This window comes from Devosia sp. MDV22-iso42, from assembly GCF_058629155.1.
Genome location: NZ_JBZVWR010000007.1, coordinates 124,583 through 140,762 on the forward strand (window position 1 = coordinate 124,583; position 16,180 = coordinate 140,762).

The following is a 16,180-nucleotide window of genomic DNA, read 5'->3' on the forward strand; positions in this document are numbered from 1 at the left end:
GCGTGCATCTTGGGAATTTCGGACATCGGCTGGCCGGCGCCGCATTGGGCCTTGTGGCACTGGCCGCGCCGGCGATGGCGCATCCGCATATCCTGATCGACGCCAGGGTCAGCATTACCTTCGATGACAGTGGCGCGGTGGTCGGCCTGCGCCATGACTGGACCTTTGACACGGCGTTCTCGGCCTGGGTGATCCAGGGCCTCGACGTCGATGGTGATCGCGAGACGAGCCCGGACGAGCTGCAGGAACTGGCCGACGAGAATATGACCGGCCTGGCCGAGTTCGATTTCTACACCTATGCCGGCGATGCCGACGCCCCGATGGCGTTCACCCCGGCCGGTGACCAGCGCATGGTCTATGCCGATGGCCATACAACGCTCAGCTATTCGCTGACGGCGACCCAGCCGGCCCTGGTGGGGAAGCGGTTCGAGCTGGGCGTCTATGACCCGGACTATTACGTGGCGATCACTTTCATCGACCCCAGCGCGGTGACCCTGGTCAACGCGCCGGCGGGCTGCGGGGTGGTGCTGGAGCCGCCCAAGGAGATGGCCGACGAGGTCGCCGAGCGCCTTTATGCGCTGGGCCCCGATGTCATGGACCTGCCGCCCGACCTGGCGGCGGCTTTGCGTGGCACGCAGGGAGTGATCGTCATCGAATGTGATGGCGCCGCCGCAGCAGTACCGGCATCGGCGCTCGAGGCCGTGACAGCGGTGGCAGAAGCGCGGCCGGCTACGCCGTTTGGCGGGCCACCCGCCGAGGTGGGGCTCAACCTGCCGCGCACCGGCTTTTTCGGCTGGCTAGCGACGCAGCAGCGCGACTTCTACCGGGCGCTGACCGAGGCGCTCAATGCGCTGCGCAGCGACTGGACGGCGTTCTGGGTGCTGGGCGGGCTGAGCTTTGTCTATGGCGTGCTGCACGCTGCCGGGCCGGGCCATGGCAAGGTGGTGATCTCCTCCTATGTGCTGGCCAATGAAACCCAGCTGCGGCGCAGCGTGCTGCTGAGCGCGCTGTCGGCCATGCTGCAATCAAGCGTCGCGGTGGTGTTCGTACTGGTGGCCGCCGGACTGCTGGGCATGACGAGTCTGGCCATGGACAATGCGGCCAACTGGATCGGCATCGCCTCCTACGCCATGGTGGCGCTGCTGGGCCTGTGGCTGATCGCCCGCAAGCTGTTCGGCTGGGGCCATCATCACCACCCGGCGCCCAAGAGTGATCTGGCACACAAGGCGCATAGCCATCTGCATGGCGAGACCGCGCAGGCACATGATCATCATGGCGGGCATGACCATCATGATCATGATCATGACCATGGCCATGACGACCACCTGCATATCGTGCCGCCGGCGGTGACGACCGGCTCCTGGCGGGAACAGCTCGGCGTGGTGCTGGCGGTGGGGCTGCGGCCCTGTTCGGGGGCGCTGGTGGTGCTGGTCTTTGCCCTGTCGCAGGGATTGCTGCTGGCCGGCATTGCGGCGGTGTTCCTGATGGGGATTGGTACGGCGATCACCGTGGCCGCGCTGGCGACGCTGGCGGTGACGGCCAAGGGCATGGCGGCGCGCATAGGCGGTGTCGATAACCCGGTGACCGCCGGGATCGTCTGGTGGCTTGAGCTGGCGGCTGCCGTGGCGGTGCTGGGATTTGGCGTGGTGCTGCTGATGGCGAGCCTCTAAACCCGGGATCGGATCACCGGGAGCGGCGCGACCCATCGCCGCCTTGCGCGACGGCCTGAAGCGGCTATGGTGCCCGCCAGCCTAGAACCCCTCCAAACTGGCGCCCCATGTCCGAACACCTCCCGCCCAATCATCCCGCCGTCCTGCCGCAGAAAATCGGCGTGCTGCTGCTCAATCTGGGGACGCCCGACGCCACCGATTACTGGAGCGTGCGGCGCTATCTGCAGGAATTCCTCAGCGACCAGCGGGTGATCGAGACGCCGCGCTGGCTGTGGTGGCCGCTGCTCAACCTGGTGATCCTGAGCGTACGGCCGCAAAAGAGCGGCAAGGCCTATGCCTCGATCTGGGACAAGGAACACAATGCCAGCCCGCTGCTGGTGATCACCCGCAAGCAGACCGCCGCGCTGGCGCAGCGGATGGCGGGGCATGAGAATGTGATGGTCGATTTTGCCATGCGCTATGGCAATCCATCGACGCAGAGCGTGCTGGAAAAGATGGTCGCCGCCGGCTGCACCAAGATCCTCCTCGTGCCGCTCTATCCGCAGAATTCGGCGACGACGACGGCCACGGCCAATGACAAGGCCTTTGACGTGCTCAAGACCATGCGCCGGCAGCCGGCGGTGCGCTCCATGCCGGCCTATTTCGAAGATCCCAAATATATCGAGACGCTCGGCAATTCGATCCGCGACGGCGTGGCGGCGCTCGATTTCGAGCCGGATGTGGTGATCACCAGCTATCACGGCATGCCGGTGACCTATCTCGAGCGCGGCGATGTCTACCATTGCCAGTGCTACAAGACGACGCGGCTGGTGCGGGAATATCTCGGCTGGCCCAAGGAAAAGCTGATGGTGACGTTCCAGTCCCGCTTCGGCCCGACCAAGTGGCTGGAGCCCTATACGGACAAGACGCTCGAAGCGCTGCCGGGCAAGGGCATCAAGAAGGTGGCCATCCTGGCGCCGGCCTTTTCGGCCGACTGCATCGAGACGCTGGAAGAAATTTCGGTTGAAGGCCGCCATCTCTTCATGGAGGCGGGGGGCGAGAACTTTGCCTATATTCCGTGCCTCAACGACAGCCCGGGCGGCATGGACATGATCGAAGACATGGTGCGGCGGGAGCTGCAGGGCTGGCTCTGACCGGCCGCAAGCCGGCTGAGGCTGGTCCTTAGCTCAGCTTGCCTTCGCCGATGATGGCGCGGACTTCGTCTTCGACGATGTCGAGCATGGCGTTGATGGTGGCGACGGCGCGGTCGGGGTCGCCGGCGGCGACGGCATCGGCCAGGTCGCGGTGGATGGGGAAAGAGGCCAGGCCGAAATCGTCGGCGCCGAAGGGCGAGGTGCCGCCGCGCTCGAGGGCGCGGTCAAGATTGGCGAGGATCTGGCCGTACATGGGATTGCCCGAGGCGTCGTAGATGGCGCCGTGAAAGGCGTGGTCGGCCTTGCGCCAGGGGCGGCCTGCGTCGACGTCGGCCAGCAGCACGTCGCAGAGCACGGAAACCTGCCGACGCTGGGCCGGGGTGGCGGCAATAGTGGCCTTGCGGACGACGTCGTTTTCCAGCGTGCGGCGAATTTCCATCAGGCGCAGCAGAGCTTCGCCTTCGAGCCGCACCATGGTGGGCACGAGGCCGCGCGAGGTCTGCACGCGGGCGGAGAGATAGGTGCCGTCGCCGCGGCGGCGGCGGATGATGCCCAGGCCCTCCCAGCGATTGAGTGCCTCCCGGATGGTGGAGCGGCCCACGCCGAGCGTCGCCGCCAGCGAGACTTCAGGCGGCAGGCGATCGCCGATCTTGAGGCCGGAGCGCTCGACCATGTCGGCCAGCGCGTCCAGCACCGCCACGCCGCGCGTGCGGGTTTCCAGCGGCTCGAGGTAACTCAGGGCACTCTGTGGTCGCACGCGCCTGATTCTCCTGGCCTCAGCAAGCAATTCCTCCACACATCACAGTTTGGCTGATTTGTCAGCCGTGCAGTGCAGACTGGCGGGGGGCGGGGGCCCGCAAGTGCAGCAGGTCGGTCAGCGCTTGCAACAGCAGGTCCACCTGCGGCTTGGAATTGTAGCCCTGCACCGAGAGCCTGCAGATGCAGGTGTCCTGCCATTTGAAGACCGGGATTTCGATATTGTACTTGTCGAGCAGGTCGAGCTTGAGCTGATCCACGTCGCATTCGGGGATCGGCATGGCCACCATTTGCGGGGCCGAAAAGGGCGGGCTGCTGAGCGGGGTGAGGCCGGTCAGCAGTGCCAGGCGGTGGGCGGTGTCCTGGGCCAGGGCCTGGCAATGCTCCTGCACGCCGGTCCAACCATTGGCACGGCGGAAATCGAGCGCGGCGGTGACGGAAAGCCAGGGCGAGGGGTCGCGCGTGCCCTGCATTTCGAGCTCGTCGATGAAGGGGGAATTGCCGAAGGCGCCCTTGGCGCCCGGTTCCTTGGACTGGGCGGTCCAGCCGTGGCTGATGACCAGCGGGTTGATCAGGTGCTGCACCTCGGGGCGGGCATGGAGGAATGCCGAGCCCTTGGGCGCCATCATCCATTTGTGGCAGTTGCCGGCATAGAAATCAGCGCCCAGCTCGTCGAGGGCCAGCGGAATATGGCCGGGGGTATGGGCGCCGTCGATGACGCTCCAGATGCCGCGCCTGCGGGCTTCGGCGATGGCCGCCTCGATGGGGAAGAGCAGAGCGGTGGGTGAGGTGATGTGGCTGAGGAAGAGCACCTTGGTGCGCTCGGTCATGCCGGCGATGACGGCCTTGGTGAACTGGGCCTCTGAGGTGAGGGGCAGGGGCACGGTGACGACGACGATCTCGGCGCCGGTGCGGCGGGCGACATAGGCCCAGGTCTTTTCCAGCGCCGAATATTCGTGGTCGGTGGTCAGGATCTGGTCGCCGGGCTGGAGATCGAGCGACTGCGCGACGATGTTGAGCCCGAGCGTGGCATTGGTCAGGCCGACGAGATTGTCCGGGCTGGTGCCCAGTTCGGCAGCCAGGGCGATGCGCGGCCGGCGCATGTGCTCGGTGAGGTCGCGGCCGAGGAACTCGACGGGCTGGCCCTCGAGCTTGAGCTGCCAGGCCTGATAGGCCTCAAAGACCGGGCGTGGGCAGGCGCCGAAGGAGCCGTGGTTGAGGAAGACGACATCCTCGCGGAGGAGGAACTGCCGGGCAAGATTTTCGGACACGTCAGCGGCCTTTCAAGGTCGGATCGAGAGCATCGCGCAGGCCGTCGCCAAAGAGGGTCGTCGCCAGCACGGTGATGGCGAGGGCGGCGGTGGGGAAGAGCGCGAGGTGCCAGTAGAAGAACATGAAATCGATGCCCTCATTGATCATCTGGCCCCAGGTTGGGGTGGGCGGCGGCACGCCGATGCCCAGGAAGCTGAGGCTGGCCTCGAGCATCATGGCGAGGGGTATGGCGAGCACGAAGCCGACGATGATGGGGGAGATCGAATTAGGAATGAGGTGGCGGCGGATGATGTACCAGGGCGTGGCGCCCAAAGCCTGGGCGGCGCGGACGAATTCCTTGTCGCGCATGGCCTTGATCTGGGCGCGGACCAGCAGGCAGACCTGCACCCAGCCAAAGAGGGCGGCGATCAGCACGATGGTGAAATAGCCGCCGCGGGTGAGGGCGCCGAGCAGCATGGCGGCCAGCAAAGGCGGTACCACCGAGAAGAGCTCGATGACGCGCATGATGAACCAGTCGGTCTTGCCGCCGAAATAGCCGGCCAGGGCGCCGAGCGGAATGCCGATGACGACGCTGAACAGGGCGGCAGTGAAGCCGATGGTCAGCGAGACTCGGGCGCCATAGACGATGCGGGTATAGAAATCGCGGCCCAGGCTATCGATGCCAAACCAGTGCTGGGCCGAGGGAAAGGCCAGGGCCTCGGTGAGAAAGAGCTGGGCCTCGGGCGGGGCCGGGGTGATCAGCGGGGCAAAGATGGCCATCAGGATGAGCACGGCCAGCACCACGCCGGCCACGATGGCGGCCTTGTTGCCGGAAAAGCGCTGCCAGGCAAACCAGAGCGGGCTGCGGTGGCGGTAGGCGGCGGGGGCGGCGAGGGGCTCGGTGGTCATTGGCCGCCTCCCACGCGGATGCGCGGATTGATCAGGGCATAGACGATGTCGCTGAGCAGGTAGGCGATGCAGTACATGAAGGTGATCATCAGCATCAGTGCCATTTCGAGCGGATAGTCGCGCGTCTCGATGGAGGAGACGAAATAGGCGCCCAGGCCCGGCACGCGGAACATGGCCTCGACAAAGATCGAGCCGGTGGCGGTGCCGATGAACATGGGCAAAAAGACCGTGACCAGCGGAATGGCCGAGTTGCGCAGTACGTGCTGGAAGATGATGCGACGTTCGCTGAGGCCCTTGGCGCGCAGCACGGTGACGAAGGGGCGGTTGATGGTGTCGAGCATGGCCGAGCGGGTATAGCGCGCATAGGTGGCCAGCGGGATCAGGGCATAGGCGGAGATCGGCAGGATCCAGCGCTCGGGCTTGCCCCAGCCGCTGGCCGGCAGCCATTGCAGCCACACGGCAAAGATCAGGATCAGCAGCATGGAGGTGACAAAGACCGGAATGGTCAGGCCGAAGGTGGCGACCGTCGAAGCCAAGTAGTCGATCCAGGTGTTGCGGTTGAGCGCGGCGGCCATGCCCAGCAGAATGCCGAGCGGGGCGCCGATCAGCACGCCGAGGCCGCCCAGCACCAGGCTGGGCACCCAGGCGCGCGAGAGCAGGCCGGTGACGGTATCGCCGGGGCTCTGATAGGGCACGCCGAAATCGAAGTGCAGCACGCCCCACATATAGCGGAAATACTGGACATAGAGCGGCTGGTCGAGGCCGAGATTGGCCATCAGCTTGTCGCGCACGGCGGCCGAGACCGGCATGTCATTGGCGTCAAAGGGGCCGCCGGGAATGGCGTGCATCATGAAGAAGATGATCAGCGACACGACGATGAAGGTGACGGCGACCGAGACGAGGCGGCGAAGGATGAAGGAGATCATGCGCTTGTCCTCATGTCGTCACCAGCGCTTCGACGCGGTGGTTGGGGGCGATGGTGACCAGATGGGGCGCGGCATTGGGGGCCAGGCCCGTCTGGATGGTGGTGTAGCGCGGGGTGGCGGCGGCGAGTTCGTCGGCGGTCAGAAAGCTGCGCTGGCGGCGGTCGCGCGGATTGGCGGCCGGGATCGCGTCGAGCAGAGCGCGGGTATAAGGGTGCTGTGGATCGGCGAAGATGGAAGCGGTGGGGGCCTCCTCGACCACGCGGCCGCGATACATGACCACAACGCTGTCGGTGAGCGATTTGACGGTCGAAAGATCGTGGCTGATGAAGAGGATCGAGAGGCCCATTTCGGCCTGCAGCTGCTTGAGCAGGCCGATGATCTGGGCCTTGACCGTGACGTCGAGGGCAGAGGTCGGCTCGTCGGCGACAAGAACGGTGGGTTCGAGGATCAGCGCGCGGGCAATGGCGACGCGCTGGCGCTGGCCGCCCGAGAGTTCATGGGCATAGCGGGAGCCGAAATTGCGCGGCAAGCCGACGCGTTCGAGCCAGTCCAGGGCTTTCTCCCGCTGTTCGCGCGGGGTGCCGATGCCATGGATATGCAGCGGCTCGGCGATGATCTGGCCCAGGGTCATCATCGGATCGAGGGCGGAATAGCTGTCCTGGAAGACGATCTGCATGCGGCGGCGGTAGCTCTTGAGCGCGGTGGCATCCATCGTCGTGATGTCGGCGCCATCGACCAGGACCTGGCCGGCGCTGGGTTCGGTCAGGCGCATGGCCATCATGCCGGTGGTAGTCTTGCCCGAGCCGGATTCGCCGACCAGGCCGACAATGCGGTTGCGCGGCAGCACGATATCGAGCGGGCGCACGGCGTGGAAATCGGTATGGCTGGTGACAAAGCCGCTGCGGCGGCCGATGCGATAGGTCTTGGCGAGGCCGCGCAGTTCAAGTGCCGGGGCGGCGGCAGCGTCGAGATCGCCCGAGGGGGCGAAACTGGCATTGAGGCTGGCCAGCAGGGTCTTGGTGTAATCGTGTTGCGGCGCGTCGAAGATCTGCTGCACCGGCCCCTCTTCCATGACCTCGCCGCCATACATGACCAGGACCCGGTCGACGGTCTCGGCGATGACGCCGAGATCGTGGGTGATCATGATCAGGGCCATGCCGAACTCGGCCTGGACCTTCTTGATCAGGTAGAGGATCTGGGCCTGGATGGTGACGTCGAGGGCGGTGGTGGGTTCGTCGGCAATCAGGATCTTGGGGCGGCAGGACAGGGCCATGGCGATCATGGCACGTTGCAGCATGCCGCCGGAGAGCTGATGGGGATAGAAGTTTAGGACGTCTTTGGCGTTCTTGATCTCGACGCGCAGCAGCAGCTGCTCGGCCTCGGCCAGGGCGTCGCGCTTGGTGGCGGGCCGGTGCGCCTGGATGGTTTCGCAGATCTGGTGGCCGATGGTGAAGACCGGATCGAAGGCGGTCATCGGATCCTGAAAGATCATGGCGGCGGAGCGGCCGCGCAGACGCGCCAGGTCTTCCTTGCCGGCCTTGAGCACGTTGATGCCGTCGAGCATCATGGTGGTGGCGCTGACCTGGGCAGTGGCGGGCAGCAGGCGCAGCAGGGCGCTGCAGCTGACCGACTTGCCCGAACCGGATTCCCCGACAATGCCGAGGCTTTCGCCTTCCTCGAGGGAAAAGCTGACGCCCCGCACCGCATCGACCTGGCCGCCATACTGGCTGAAACTGACCCGCAGGTCTTTGATGTCGAGAAGGGGCATGGGCTGGCCTTGCTGGGTAGGGAAGCGCTCCCTGGCCTTGGGAACCAGGGAGCGCGGCGCGCGATCGTGACTACTGCTTGGTCAGGTGAGTGAAGAAGTAGTGGCCAAGGCGATCGAGCGATGTGAAGCCCAGGGCGTTGGGCGTGGAGGCATCGCCACCGAGTTCATCGGAGATGACGGCGATGGTAATGGGGTGCACGAGCGGCACGATCAGCGCCTGGTCGATCATGATCTGCTCGGCATCGGCATAGAGCTTGTAGCGGGTGTCCCAGTCGCTCTCGGAGTCGGCCTGGGAGACCTGCGCGTCATATTCGGGAATGTGGTAGCCGTGGCGGCCGCCATTGAAGAAGATGCCGTAGAAGTTGGACGGATCGAGATAGTCGTACTCATAGGGCGCGATGAAGATGTTGTTGGTCTTGTTGCGCAGACCGTCCATCCATTCGGCGCCGGGCAGGACACGGATGTTCATGGTGATGCCCAGAACGTCCTTGAACTCGGCCTGCAGATACTGCGCCATGGCCGGGATGATGGCGCCGTTATAGCCGCCCTCTTCGCGATACCAGATCTCGATTTCCGGGAAGCCGGCGCCGTCGGCGAAACCGGCATCGGCCATGAACTGCTTGGCCTTTTCGGGATCGAACGTGGCCTGGGCCACCACGGTCTCATTGTAGCCAGGATAGCCGGGCGGCAGGATGGAGCCGGCCGGGATGGCGATGTCCTTGAGGACCGTCGAGGTCAGCTCGGCACGATCGACGGCGTAGTAGAAGGCCTTGCGGACATTCTCGTCGTTGAAGGGCGCCGAATCCAGATCGTAGGAAATGTAGGAGGTGGCAAAGACGGCGTTCTTGCGGATGCCATCGGGATAGCGCTGGGTCGCGACCGGCACCTGGCCGGTATTGAGGAAGGAATAGTCGGCGTCGCCGGCGAGGAAGGCGGGCAGGCCGACTTCAGGCGCGCCCAGGCTCGGATCGACTTCGAGACGGTCGATCTGGGCCTGCCAGGGACCGGTATAGGTGTCGGACTTGGTCAGCACGACCGAGTTGTTGGATTTTTCCCAGCTCTCGAGATCGAAGGGGCCGGAGGAAACGATGGTATCGACATTGAGGGCCCAGTCATCACCGAGCTTGTCGACGACATGCTTGGGCACGGGGTACCAGAGGCTGGTGACCGATGGCAGATAGGGTTTGGGGGCGACGGTGGTGACTTCGATGGTCAGGTCATCGACGGCCTTGAGGCCGAGGGTGGAGACGTCGGCGGTGCCTTCGGTGACTTCCTTCCAGCCCTTGATGCCGCCGGCAAAATCCCAGTACCAGGCAAAATCATAGCCGCCGGTGGCGGCGCGTTGCAGGGCAAAGACATAGTCTTCGGCGGTCAGCGGCTCGCCATCGGACCAGACCAGGCCCGGGCGCAGCTTGAAGGTCCAGGTCAGGCCGTCTTCGGACTGGCTCCAGCTTTCGGCCGCCATCGGCGTCAGCTCGAATTCCTTGTCGAAGGTGGCAATCGGCACCTGCAGCAGCTCGGCAAAGGTGGCCCGGGCATAGACCGTTTTCATGTAGTCCATATAGGTGCCCGAGGTGGACTGGCCCGGCGCGACGATGGTGGTCTGGGCCAGCGACGGCAGGGTCATGGGCGCGGTCATGGCCGTCGCGACAGCCAATGCCCCGGCGATTTTCAATAGTGTCTTCATTGCAGACTCCCTCCTTGCAGAGCCAATTGTCGACGTTCCCTCGGTGCCGGCGCCATCAGGCACCGGTCGATTGCTTGCGCAGCTGGCGCTGCGATCGACAGACCCGAATTCCCCTCGAAATCTGCCCAATGACATATGTCTGACAAATCCATTTCCGCTTGGCAAGCCGGTCTGTGGATAGGTTGCTCATTTTCTATCGCCGGATGGGTGGGCGATGCGGAAATGGGCAGATGGTGGTCTGGCATGCAGCCCGTCGAGAGCGCCTGATGAGGCCATTCAACAGGCCCGGGAGCTTTGCCGAGGGCGCTCGAACGAGCATCTTCAGCGTCCCATGCTGACGCGCAGCGCGGTGGCGATGGCCTCGGCGCCGATGCCGAAATGGGCATAGAGGTCATTGACGGTGCCGGTCTGGCCGAAATGCTCGACGCCCAGGGTGATGGTGCGGTGGCCGCGGACGCTGCCCAGCCAGCCCAGCGTGGCGGGATGGGCATCGATGGCGGTGACAAGGCCGGTCCGATGCGGAATATCGGCGAGCAGGGTTTCGATATGGCTGGTGGCAGCTTGGTCGCCATGCAGGCGGGCGCGCTGCGCCGCGTGCCAGCCGGCGTTGAGGCGATCAGCCGAGGTGACGGCCAGCACCGCGACATTGCGGCGGTCGCCACCAATGGCCGCGGCAGCGGCGATGGCCTCGCTGGCCAGCACGCCCTGATAGGCGATGACCGCTTCGCATTGCGGCGTGGGGGGCTTGAGCCAATAGGCGCCGCGGATGATGCCGGTAGTCAGGGCCTGGTCGACGCTGCGGGGCGGCTGCTCGATGGATCGGGTGGAGAGGCGCAGATAGACCGAGCCGCCGGTGACATCACGCGGCCAGTCGGCCAGATCGGGGCGGGCATCGCCAGAGCGCTGCATATAGTCGAAGGCCCAATCCATGATCACCGACAGTTCGTCGGCAAAGGCCGGCTCGAAACTGGCCAGGCCATCCTGGGACATGCCGATCAGCGGGGAGGCAATGGACTGGTGGGCGCCGCCTTCGCCGGCCAGCGACACGCCCGAGGGCGTGCCGATCAGCAGGAAGCGCGCATCCTGGTAGCAGGCGTAGTTGAGGGCATCGAGGCCGCGGGAAATGAACGGATCGTAGAGCGTGCCGATGGGCAGCAGGCGCTCGCCGAAGAGGGAATGGCTGAGTCCGGCGGCGCCGAGCGCGAGGAAGAGGTTCATCTCGGCAATGCCGAGTTCGAGATGCTGGCCCTCGGGGGTGAAGCGCCATTTCTGGGCGCTGGGAATGGCCTCGGCCTGGAACACGTCGACCATGTCGCGCTGGGCATAGAGGTGGCGGCGGTTGACCCAGGTGCCCAGATTGGTCGAGACGGTGACGTCGGGCGAGGTGGTGATGATGCGGCGGGCGAGTTCGCTATCGGTCTTGGCGATGGCGTCGAGGATCCTGCCAAAGGCTGTCTGGGTCGAGGTGGGGCCGGTGCCGACAAACTGGGGCCCGATGGTGGGCACGGCGGGCGAGGTGTGGCGACGGGAGGCGGTGGTGTTGAAGGGGACCGCGGCTAGGAAGGATTCGATGGCGGCGGGATCGTCGAGGCCCTCGAACTTGTCCCATTCATGGCCCTCGCGGACATTCATGGACTGGCGCAAGGTGTCCATCTGGGCGCCGGTCATCTGGCCGGCATGGTTGTCCTTGTGGCCGGCCAAAGGCGTGGCCCAGCCCTTGACGGTATAGGCGATGAAGACCGTGGGCTTGTCGCTGGCGGCGGCGGCTTCGAACTGCTCGAGCAGGCTCTGCGTGCAGTGACCGCCCAGATTGCCCATCAGCTCGGCCAGCTGCGCGTCGCTGCGGCGGGCGAGGAGCGCGCTGACATCGCCCTGATCGCCGATTTCGTCATTGAGGCGTTCGCGCCAGGCGGCGGCGCCGCGGAACATCAGGGCGGAATAGATGGCATTGGGAGCGGCATCGATCCAGGCCTTGAGCTTGTCGCCGCCCGGCTCGGCAAAGGCGGCCCGCTGCAGGGCGCCATATTTGAGGGTGACCACCTGCCAGTCGAAGGCGCGGAAGATGGCCTCGATGCGGTCATAGAGGCCTTCGCGGACGACGCCGTCCAGACTCTGACGGTTATAGTCGATGACCCACCAGGTATTGCGCAGGCCATGCTTCCAGCCTTCGAGCAGGCATTCATAGACATTGCCCTCGTCGAGCTCGGCATCGCCGACCAGGGCGACCATGCGGCCCTCGGGGCGAGAGGTGTCGGCCCAGGATTTGGCGCGGACATAGTCCTGGATCAGCGACGCAAAGGCGGTGAAGGCGACGCCGAGACCGACTGAGCCGGTGGAGATATCCACGTCGTCGGTATCCTTGGTACGGCTTGGATAGGACTGGGCGCCGCCAAAGGCGCGGAAGTTTTCCAGCTTATCCACGCTCTGCTTGCCGAAGATATACTGGATGGCATGAAAGACCGGGGAGGCATGGGGTTTGACGGCGACGCGGTCCTCGGGACGGAGCACGCCGAAATAGAGCGCGGCCATGATCGCCGCCATGGAGGCGGAACTGGCCTGGTGGCCGCCGACCTTGACGCCGTCGGTATTGGGCCGGATGTGGTTGGCATGGTGTACCATCCAGTTGGAGAGCCAGAGCGCCTTGCGCGTCAGCGCCTCGATGGTCTTGATCCGGTCCATGCTTTGCTCCCTCGGCAGTTGTCTGACATTGCACCTTGCCGCGCGGTGAATCCTGTCTATTCTGCGGCCATATTGGCGGACAAGCGCAGGAAATGCGCAGAAATGGCGGCATGAATGGCGGAAACGACCAAAATCGCGCCCATGGCGCTGACGGCGATCGACCGCAAGATCCTCGGCGCCCTGCAGGCGGACGGGCGGATGACGGTGCAGGCGATTGCCGAGCTGGTGGGGTTGTCGGCGTCGCCGTGCCTGCGGCGGATACGGCAGATGGAGCAGGCGGGGATTATTGCCGGCTACAGCGCCAGCGTCGACCAGAAAGCTGTGGGATTACCGGTTTCGGTGTTCATCTCGATCAAGCTGGAACGGCAGCGGGCCGAGGAGCTCGATGCCTTCGGCGCCGCCATCGGGCGCTGGCCGGAGGTGATGGAATGCTATCTGATGACCGGGCAGTTCGACTTCCTGCTGCGCGTGGTCTGCGCCGATCTCGAGGCCTATGAGCGGTTCCTGCGGGCGCGGCTGACGCAGATTGCCGGCGTCGCCTCGATCGAGAGCAGCTTTTCGCTGGGGCAGATCAAGCAGTCGCGCGTGCTGCCGCTCTAGGCTTTACCAGCCGGGGCCGTCGAAATCGGGCGGGGTGACGTTGACGAGGCCGCGGCCGACAATGTTGCTGCGCATGACCCAGCCGGTATCGGGAATGTGGCACCAGAGGGTGGCGTCGCGGCCGCGCAAGGAATAGCCGGCATCGCCGATCCAGCTGCCGCGGCGGGAGTCGGAGTCGCTCTGGGTGCACCGGTCGATGGGGATTTCGGTGCCGTCGGCGACGCGGCCGACGATCTCGTAGCGGTCGCTGGGCCCGGCATGAATGGCGATATTACCGCCGGCGACGCGGGCGGTAATGGTCATGGCCTGGGCCGGCAGCAGCGTGGCGGCGAGCAGGGCGGTGGCGATGAGCAGGCGCTGGCGCATGGGGGTCTCCGAAGCGTTCAGATGTCCAATGCGCCAGCGGCGCGGTGGTTTCAAGGGTCTAGAGATCGACCTTGGCATTGTCGCCCATGTCGGGCGCCTTGCCGGTCAGGGCGGCAAAGGCCATCTTGGCGGTCGAGACCAGCTGATTGGGGCTGTCCCAGAGCTCGCCATCCTCGGGGGTGACGGTGAGCAGGCGGATGGCGGGATCATTGGCATCGTCCCACCAGGCCTTGTCCCAGTCGCTCCAGAGTTCGGTGATCTGGGCGCGGTCATTGCTGAGCTTGGCGCGGCCGGAAATCACCGCATATTTGTGGCCGGAGCTGTCGACCCAGGCCATTGAAACATAAGGGAAAGCTTCGACCTGCTCGTTCTTGTGACCTTCCTGGTCGACCAGGAAATAGATGGCGTGATCCTCGCGGAAGACGCGGGCCGAGAGCGGGCGACTGCGCTGGCGCTCGCCATCCCAGGTGGTGAACATGCAGATATCGATCTTGTCGGCCAGCTCCCAGATGCGGTCCTGGACTTCTTCTGGCGTCTTGTCATTGTCGTGGTGCGGCTTGACCATGATGGTCTCCTTGGCTGTCTGACAGACAAACGGGTGGGGAGGAATCTGGTTGCCGGGGATATTTTTGGCGCTGCAGTGATCCAGGCGCGGGGACAGGTTCTGGTGCGGCCCCGGCGCGGGCGGGTTTTGCCGCCATTTGGTCACCACTATGAACGCATGATGACTAAATTTGTTCTGGCTCAATGACATAGGGGCTGGCAGGACTATTCTGGCGGCAAAGCCAAGGAGTCGCGCATGCGCATCTATCTGCTGATGGCCCATCCCGATCGCACGAGCCTGTGCAACGGCATTGCCGATACCTATCAGGCGGCGGCTTTGGCGGCGGGGCATGACCTGCAGCGGCAGGATCTGGCGACGATGGCGTTCGATCCGATCCTGCACCAGGGCTACAAGGCGATCCAGCCGCTCGAGCCCGACCTGGTCGAGGCGCAAAGGCTGATCGACTGGTGTGAGCGCTGGGTGATCGTCTATCCGGCCTGGTGGGGATCGGTGCCGGCCTTGCTCAAGGGGTTTTTTGACCGCACGCTGCTGCCCGGCCAGGCCTTCGCGCCGCATGACAAGGACCCGCTCTGGGACAAGCTGCTCAAGGGGCGCAGCGGGCAATTGTTCATCACCGCCGACGCGCCCAATTACTGGACGGCTCTGGCCTATCACAATTCGGATGTCCGCATGGTCAAGCATGCCGTGCTTGGCTATTGCGGCATCAAGCCGGTGACAGTGACGCGCTTTGCCGAGGTCAGGACCAGCACGGCGGCGCAGCGCGACGCCTGGCTGGAAAAGGTGCGGCAGATCGCGGCAAAACCGGATTAGCGGTCAGCTGCGGCGGGTCGGGCAGGTATTGATGCCCAGCAGCATATAGAGCGGGCAGGTGCCGACGAGGCCGGTGACCAGCGGCACGAGGCCGATCAGCATGAACCAGCGCCAGCCGGCATCGGGAAAGGCGAAGAAGGCGGCCAGCAGGGCAATGCCGACAACCACGCGCAGGATGCGGTCGGTGCGGCCTTCATTGATCTTGAACATGGCGGTTTCCTCGCATTGACGATGGCCCATGCTAGCAGGACGGCGGGCACCCGCCTTGATCTGGAACAAAGAGCGCCGGCAGTGGCGCCGGCACGCTCACTCGGCCGGGGTACCGAAATCGGGGGTCGGATCGTCCCAGGCCGGGGTGGTGTCGCCCAGCGCATCGAGCGGATCGAGCCCGTCACCCGCCGGCAGCAGGCTGAGCGGATCGGCCGAGAGATTGACCAAGCCCTCTGCCGCGACCCAGCCGGCGCCGCGCACCAGGCACCAGTCGCCGGCGCCGGGCGCCGAGGGCACGCGGCCCGGTGCGCTGCTGCTGCCCACGAGATCGCTGCTGCAGCGCTCGATCGTGACCGTGGCGCCGGGCGGCAGGGTCTTGCCCGTCGCGGCAAAATCGGGGCCGGGGCCGGCATGCAGCGCCGGGCTGCCGCTGACCGTGGCGGTCTGGGCGGCCAAAGCCGGGGCGTTCTGGAGCGCGGCGGCGAGCAGCAGGACGGGCAGCAACAGGGCGGCGGAATGGCGCATGGCCTCACCTGCACCCATTGGCGCGCCAAAGGCAAGCCGGGCGGTCATTGTCTGATGGTCAGCAGGTTGCGCTCGGGAATCATCACCAGCTCATAGGGTTGGCTCAGCCGGTAGCGGTTATATTCGGGATTGAACTCGGCAAAGCGGAAGCCGGCCTCGGCCATCTGGCTGGCCTCGGCCAGGGTCAGCGGCAGCGCGCGGCCGGTGCGGCCGGCCAGTTCGGTGGTGAAGATGTGCATGATGACCTCGACAGGTTATGTTCCCTTTATGTTCTAGCGCGGGGGCAATCGGGAGTCGAGGGGGATGCTGATCACAAGCGGGGAGG

The 16,180-nt window shown here is 65.3% G+C and carries 16 protein-coding genes; 4 read left to right on the top strand and 12 right to left on the bottom strand.

What is annotated here, in order from left to right:
• The first annotated feature begins 2 nt into the window (after positions 1-2).
• Positions 3-1,670 (top strand): HoxN/HupN/NixA family nickel/cobalt transporter, encoded by a 1,668-nt coding sequence (locus AC4NN3_RS08090; protein WP_491926592.1) that lies wholly within the window; start codon positions 3-5, stop codon positions 1,668-1,670.
• A 107-nt stretch (positions 1,671-1,777) separates the two neighbouring features.
• Positions 1,778-2,803: a ferrochelatase gene (gene hemH, locus AC4NN3_RS08095; protein ID WP_491926593.1), complete on the top strand. Its 1,026-nt coding sequence runs from the start codon at positions 1,778-1,780 to the stop codon at positions 2,801-2,803.
• A gap of 28 nt (positions 2,804-2,831) precedes the next feature.
• Here hemH and AC4NN3_RS08100 read toward each other — a convergent pair whose 3' ends face one another.
• From AC4NN3_RS08100 to AC4NN3_RS08130, 7 genes are all read right to left on the bottom strand, one after another.
• Positions 2,832-3,560: a FadR/GntR family transcriptional regulator gene (locus AC4NN3_RS08100; RefSeq protein WP_491926594.1), complete on the bottom strand. Its 729-nt coding sequence runs from the start codon at positions 3,558-3,560 to the stop codon at positions 2,832-2,834.
• A gap of 61 nt (positions 3,561-3,621) precedes the next feature.
• Positions 3,622-4,830 carry an aminotransferase class V-fold PLP-dependent enzyme gene (locus tag AC4NN3_RS08105; protein ID WP_491926595.1) on the bottom strand — a complete coding sequence of 403 codons (1,209 nt, stop codon included), beginning with the start codon at positions 4,828-4,830 and terminating at the stop codon, positions 3,622-3,624.
• A gap of 1 nt (position 4,831) precedes the next feature.
• Complete coding sequence (locus AC4NN3_RS08110) at positions 4,832-5,719, bottom strand: ABC transporter permease (RefSeq protein WP_491926596.1); 888 nt, start codon at positions 5,717-5,719, stop codon at positions 4,832-4,834.
• Positions 5,716-6,645 (bottom strand): ABC transporter permease, encoded by a 930-nt coding sequence (locus tag AC4NN3_RS08115; protein ID WP_491926597.1) that lies wholly within the window; start codon positions 6,643-6,645, stop codon positions 5,716-5,718. Before AC4NN3_RS08115 ends, AC4NN3_RS08110 begins: the two co-directional genes overlap by 4 nt.
• Positions 6,646-6,655: 10 nt before the next feature.
• A complete protein-coding gene (locus AC4NN3_RS08120) occupies positions 6,656-8,413 on the bottom strand; it encodes an ABC transporter ATP-binding protein (protein ID WP_491926598.1) in 1,758 nt (585 codons plus the stop codon).
• A gap of 70 nt (positions 8,414-8,483) precedes the next feature.
• Positions 8,484-10,100 carry a peptide ABC transporter substrate-binding protein gene (locus tag AC4NN3_RS08125; protein WP_491926599.1) on the bottom strand — a complete coding sequence of 539 codons (1,617 nt, stop codon included), beginning with the start codon at positions 10,098-10,100 and terminating at the stop codon, positions 8,484-8,486.
• A gap of 321 nt (positions 10,101-10,421) precedes the next feature.
• Positions 10,422-12,779 carry a thiamine pyrophosphate-binding protein gene (locus AC4NN3_RS08130; RefSeq protein ID WP_491926600.1) on the bottom strand — a complete coding sequence of 786 codons (2,358 nt, stop codon included), beginning with the start codon at positions 12,777-12,779 and terminating at the stop codon, positions 10,422-10,424.
• 114 nt (positions 12,780-12,893) lie between these two features.
• On the opposite strand from AC4NN3_RS08130, the gene AC4NN3_RS08135 reads away from it, so the two are divergent.
• Entirely contained in the window at positions 12,894-13,379 is a 486-nt protein-coding gene (locus tag AC4NN3_RS08135) for an Lrp/AsnC family transcriptional regulator (RefSeq protein WP_491926601.1), read from the top strand.
• A 3-nt stretch (positions 13,380-13,382) separates the two neighbouring features.
• On the opposite strand, the gene AC4NN3_RS08140 is transcribed toward AC4NN3_RS08135, so the two are convergent.
• Positions 13,383-13,745, bottom strand: coding sequence for an SH3 domain-containing protein (locus AC4NN3_RS08140; RefSeq protein ID WP_491926602.1), 363 nt, complete (start codon positions 13,743-13,745; stop codon positions 13,383-13,385).
• 58 nt (positions 13,746-13,803) lie between these two features.
• Positions 13,804-14,310: a pyridoxamine 5'-phosphate oxidase family protein gene (locus tag AC4NN3_RS08145; RefSeq protein ID WP_491926603.1), complete on the bottom strand. Its 507-nt coding sequence runs from the start codon at positions 14,308-14,310 to the stop codon at positions 13,804-13,806.
• Between the two features lie 234 nt (positions 14,311-14,544).
• Between AC4NN3_RS08145 and AC4NN3_RS08150 the strand changes: the two genes are divergently transcribed.
• Entirely contained in the window at positions 14,545-15,120 is a 576-nt protein-coding gene (locus AC4NN3_RS08150; RefSeq protein WP_491926604.1) for an NAD(P)H-dependent oxidoreductase, read from the top strand.
• A 3-nt stretch (positions 15,121-15,123) separates the two neighbouring features.
• Here AC4NN3_RS08150 and AC4NN3_RS08155 read toward each other — a convergent pair whose 3' ends face one another.
• The 3 genes from AC4NN3_RS08155 to AC4NN3_RS08165 form a co-directional block, all read right to left on the bottom strand.
• Positions 15,124-15,330: a YgaP family membrane protein gene (locus AC4NN3_RS08155; RefSeq protein ID WP_491926605.1), complete on the bottom strand. Its 207-nt coding sequence runs from the start codon at positions 15,328-15,330 to the stop codon at positions 15,124-15,126.
• Positions 15,331-15,426: 96 nt separating this feature from the next.
• A complete protein-coding gene (locus AC4NN3_RS08160; RefSeq protein ID WP_491926606.1) occupies positions 15,427-15,855 on the bottom strand; it encodes an SH3 domain-containing protein in 429 nt (142 codons plus the stop codon).
• A 44-nt stretch (positions 15,856-15,899) separates the two neighbouring features.
• Positions 15,900-16,094: a hypothetical protein gene (locus AC4NN3_RS08165; protein ID WP_193335144.1), complete on the bottom strand. Its 195-nt coding sequence runs from the start codon at positions 16,092-16,094 to the stop codon at positions 15,900-15,902.
• Between the last annotated feature and the right edge of the window lie 86 nt (positions 16,095-16,180).

Bases quoted from the DNA above. Each gene is read 5' to 3' on its own strand.
- AC4NN3_RS08120 (WP_491926598.1), bottom strand. From the start codon at position 8,413: ATGCCCCTTCTCGACATCAAAGACCTGCGGGTCAGTTTCAGCCAGTAT.
- AC4NN3_RS08150 (WP_491926604.1), top strand. From the start codon at position 14,545: ATGCGCATCTATCTGCTGATGGCCCATCCCGATCGCACGAGCCTGTGC.
- AC4NN3_RS08140 (WP_491926602.1), bottom strand. From the start codon at position 13,745: ATGCGCCAGCGCCTGCTCATCGCCACCGCCCTGCTCGCCGCCACGCTG.
- AC4NN3_RS08130 (WP_491926600.1), bottom strand. From the start codon at position 12,779: ATGGACCGGATCAAGACCATCGAGGCGCTGACGCGCAAGGCGCTCTGG.
- hemH (WP_491926593.1), top strand. From the start codon at position 1,778: ATGTCCGAACACCTCCCGCCCAATCATCCCGCCGTCCTGCCGCAGAAA.
- AC4NN3_RS08145 (WP_491926603.1), bottom strand. From the start codon at position 14,310: ATGGTCAAGCCGCACCACGACAATGACAAGACGCCAGAAGAAGTCCAG.
- AC4NN3_RS08125 (WP_491926599.1), bottom strand. From the start codon at position 10,100: ATGAAGACACTATTGAAAATCGCCGGGGCATTGGCTGTCGCGACGGCC.
- AC4NN3_RS08115 (WP_491926597.1), bottom strand. From the start codon at position 6,645: ATGATCTCCTTCATCCTTCGCCGCCTCGTCTCGGTCGCCGTCACCTTC.
- AC4NN3_RS08165 (WP_193335144.1), bottom strand. From the start codon at position 16,094: ATGCACATCTTCACCACCGAACTGGCCGGCCGCACCGGCCGCGCGCTG.
- AC4NN3_RS08160 (WP_491926606.1), bottom strand. From the start codon at position 15,855: ATGCGCCATTCCGCCGCCCTGTTGCTGCCCGTCCTGCTGCTCGCCGCC.
- AC4NN3_RS08155 (WP_491926605.1), bottom strand. From the start codon at position 15,330: ATGTTCAAGATCAATGAAGGCCGCACCGACCGCATCCTGCGCGTGGTT.
- AC4NN3_RS08135 (WP_491926601.1), top strand. From the start codon at position 12,894: ATGGCGGAAACGACCAAAATCGCGCCCATGGCGCTGACGGCGATCGAC.
- AC4NN3_RS08110 (WP_491926596.1), bottom strand. From the start codon at position 5,719: ATGACCACCGAGCCCCTCGCCGCCCCCGCCGCCTACCGCCACCGCAGC.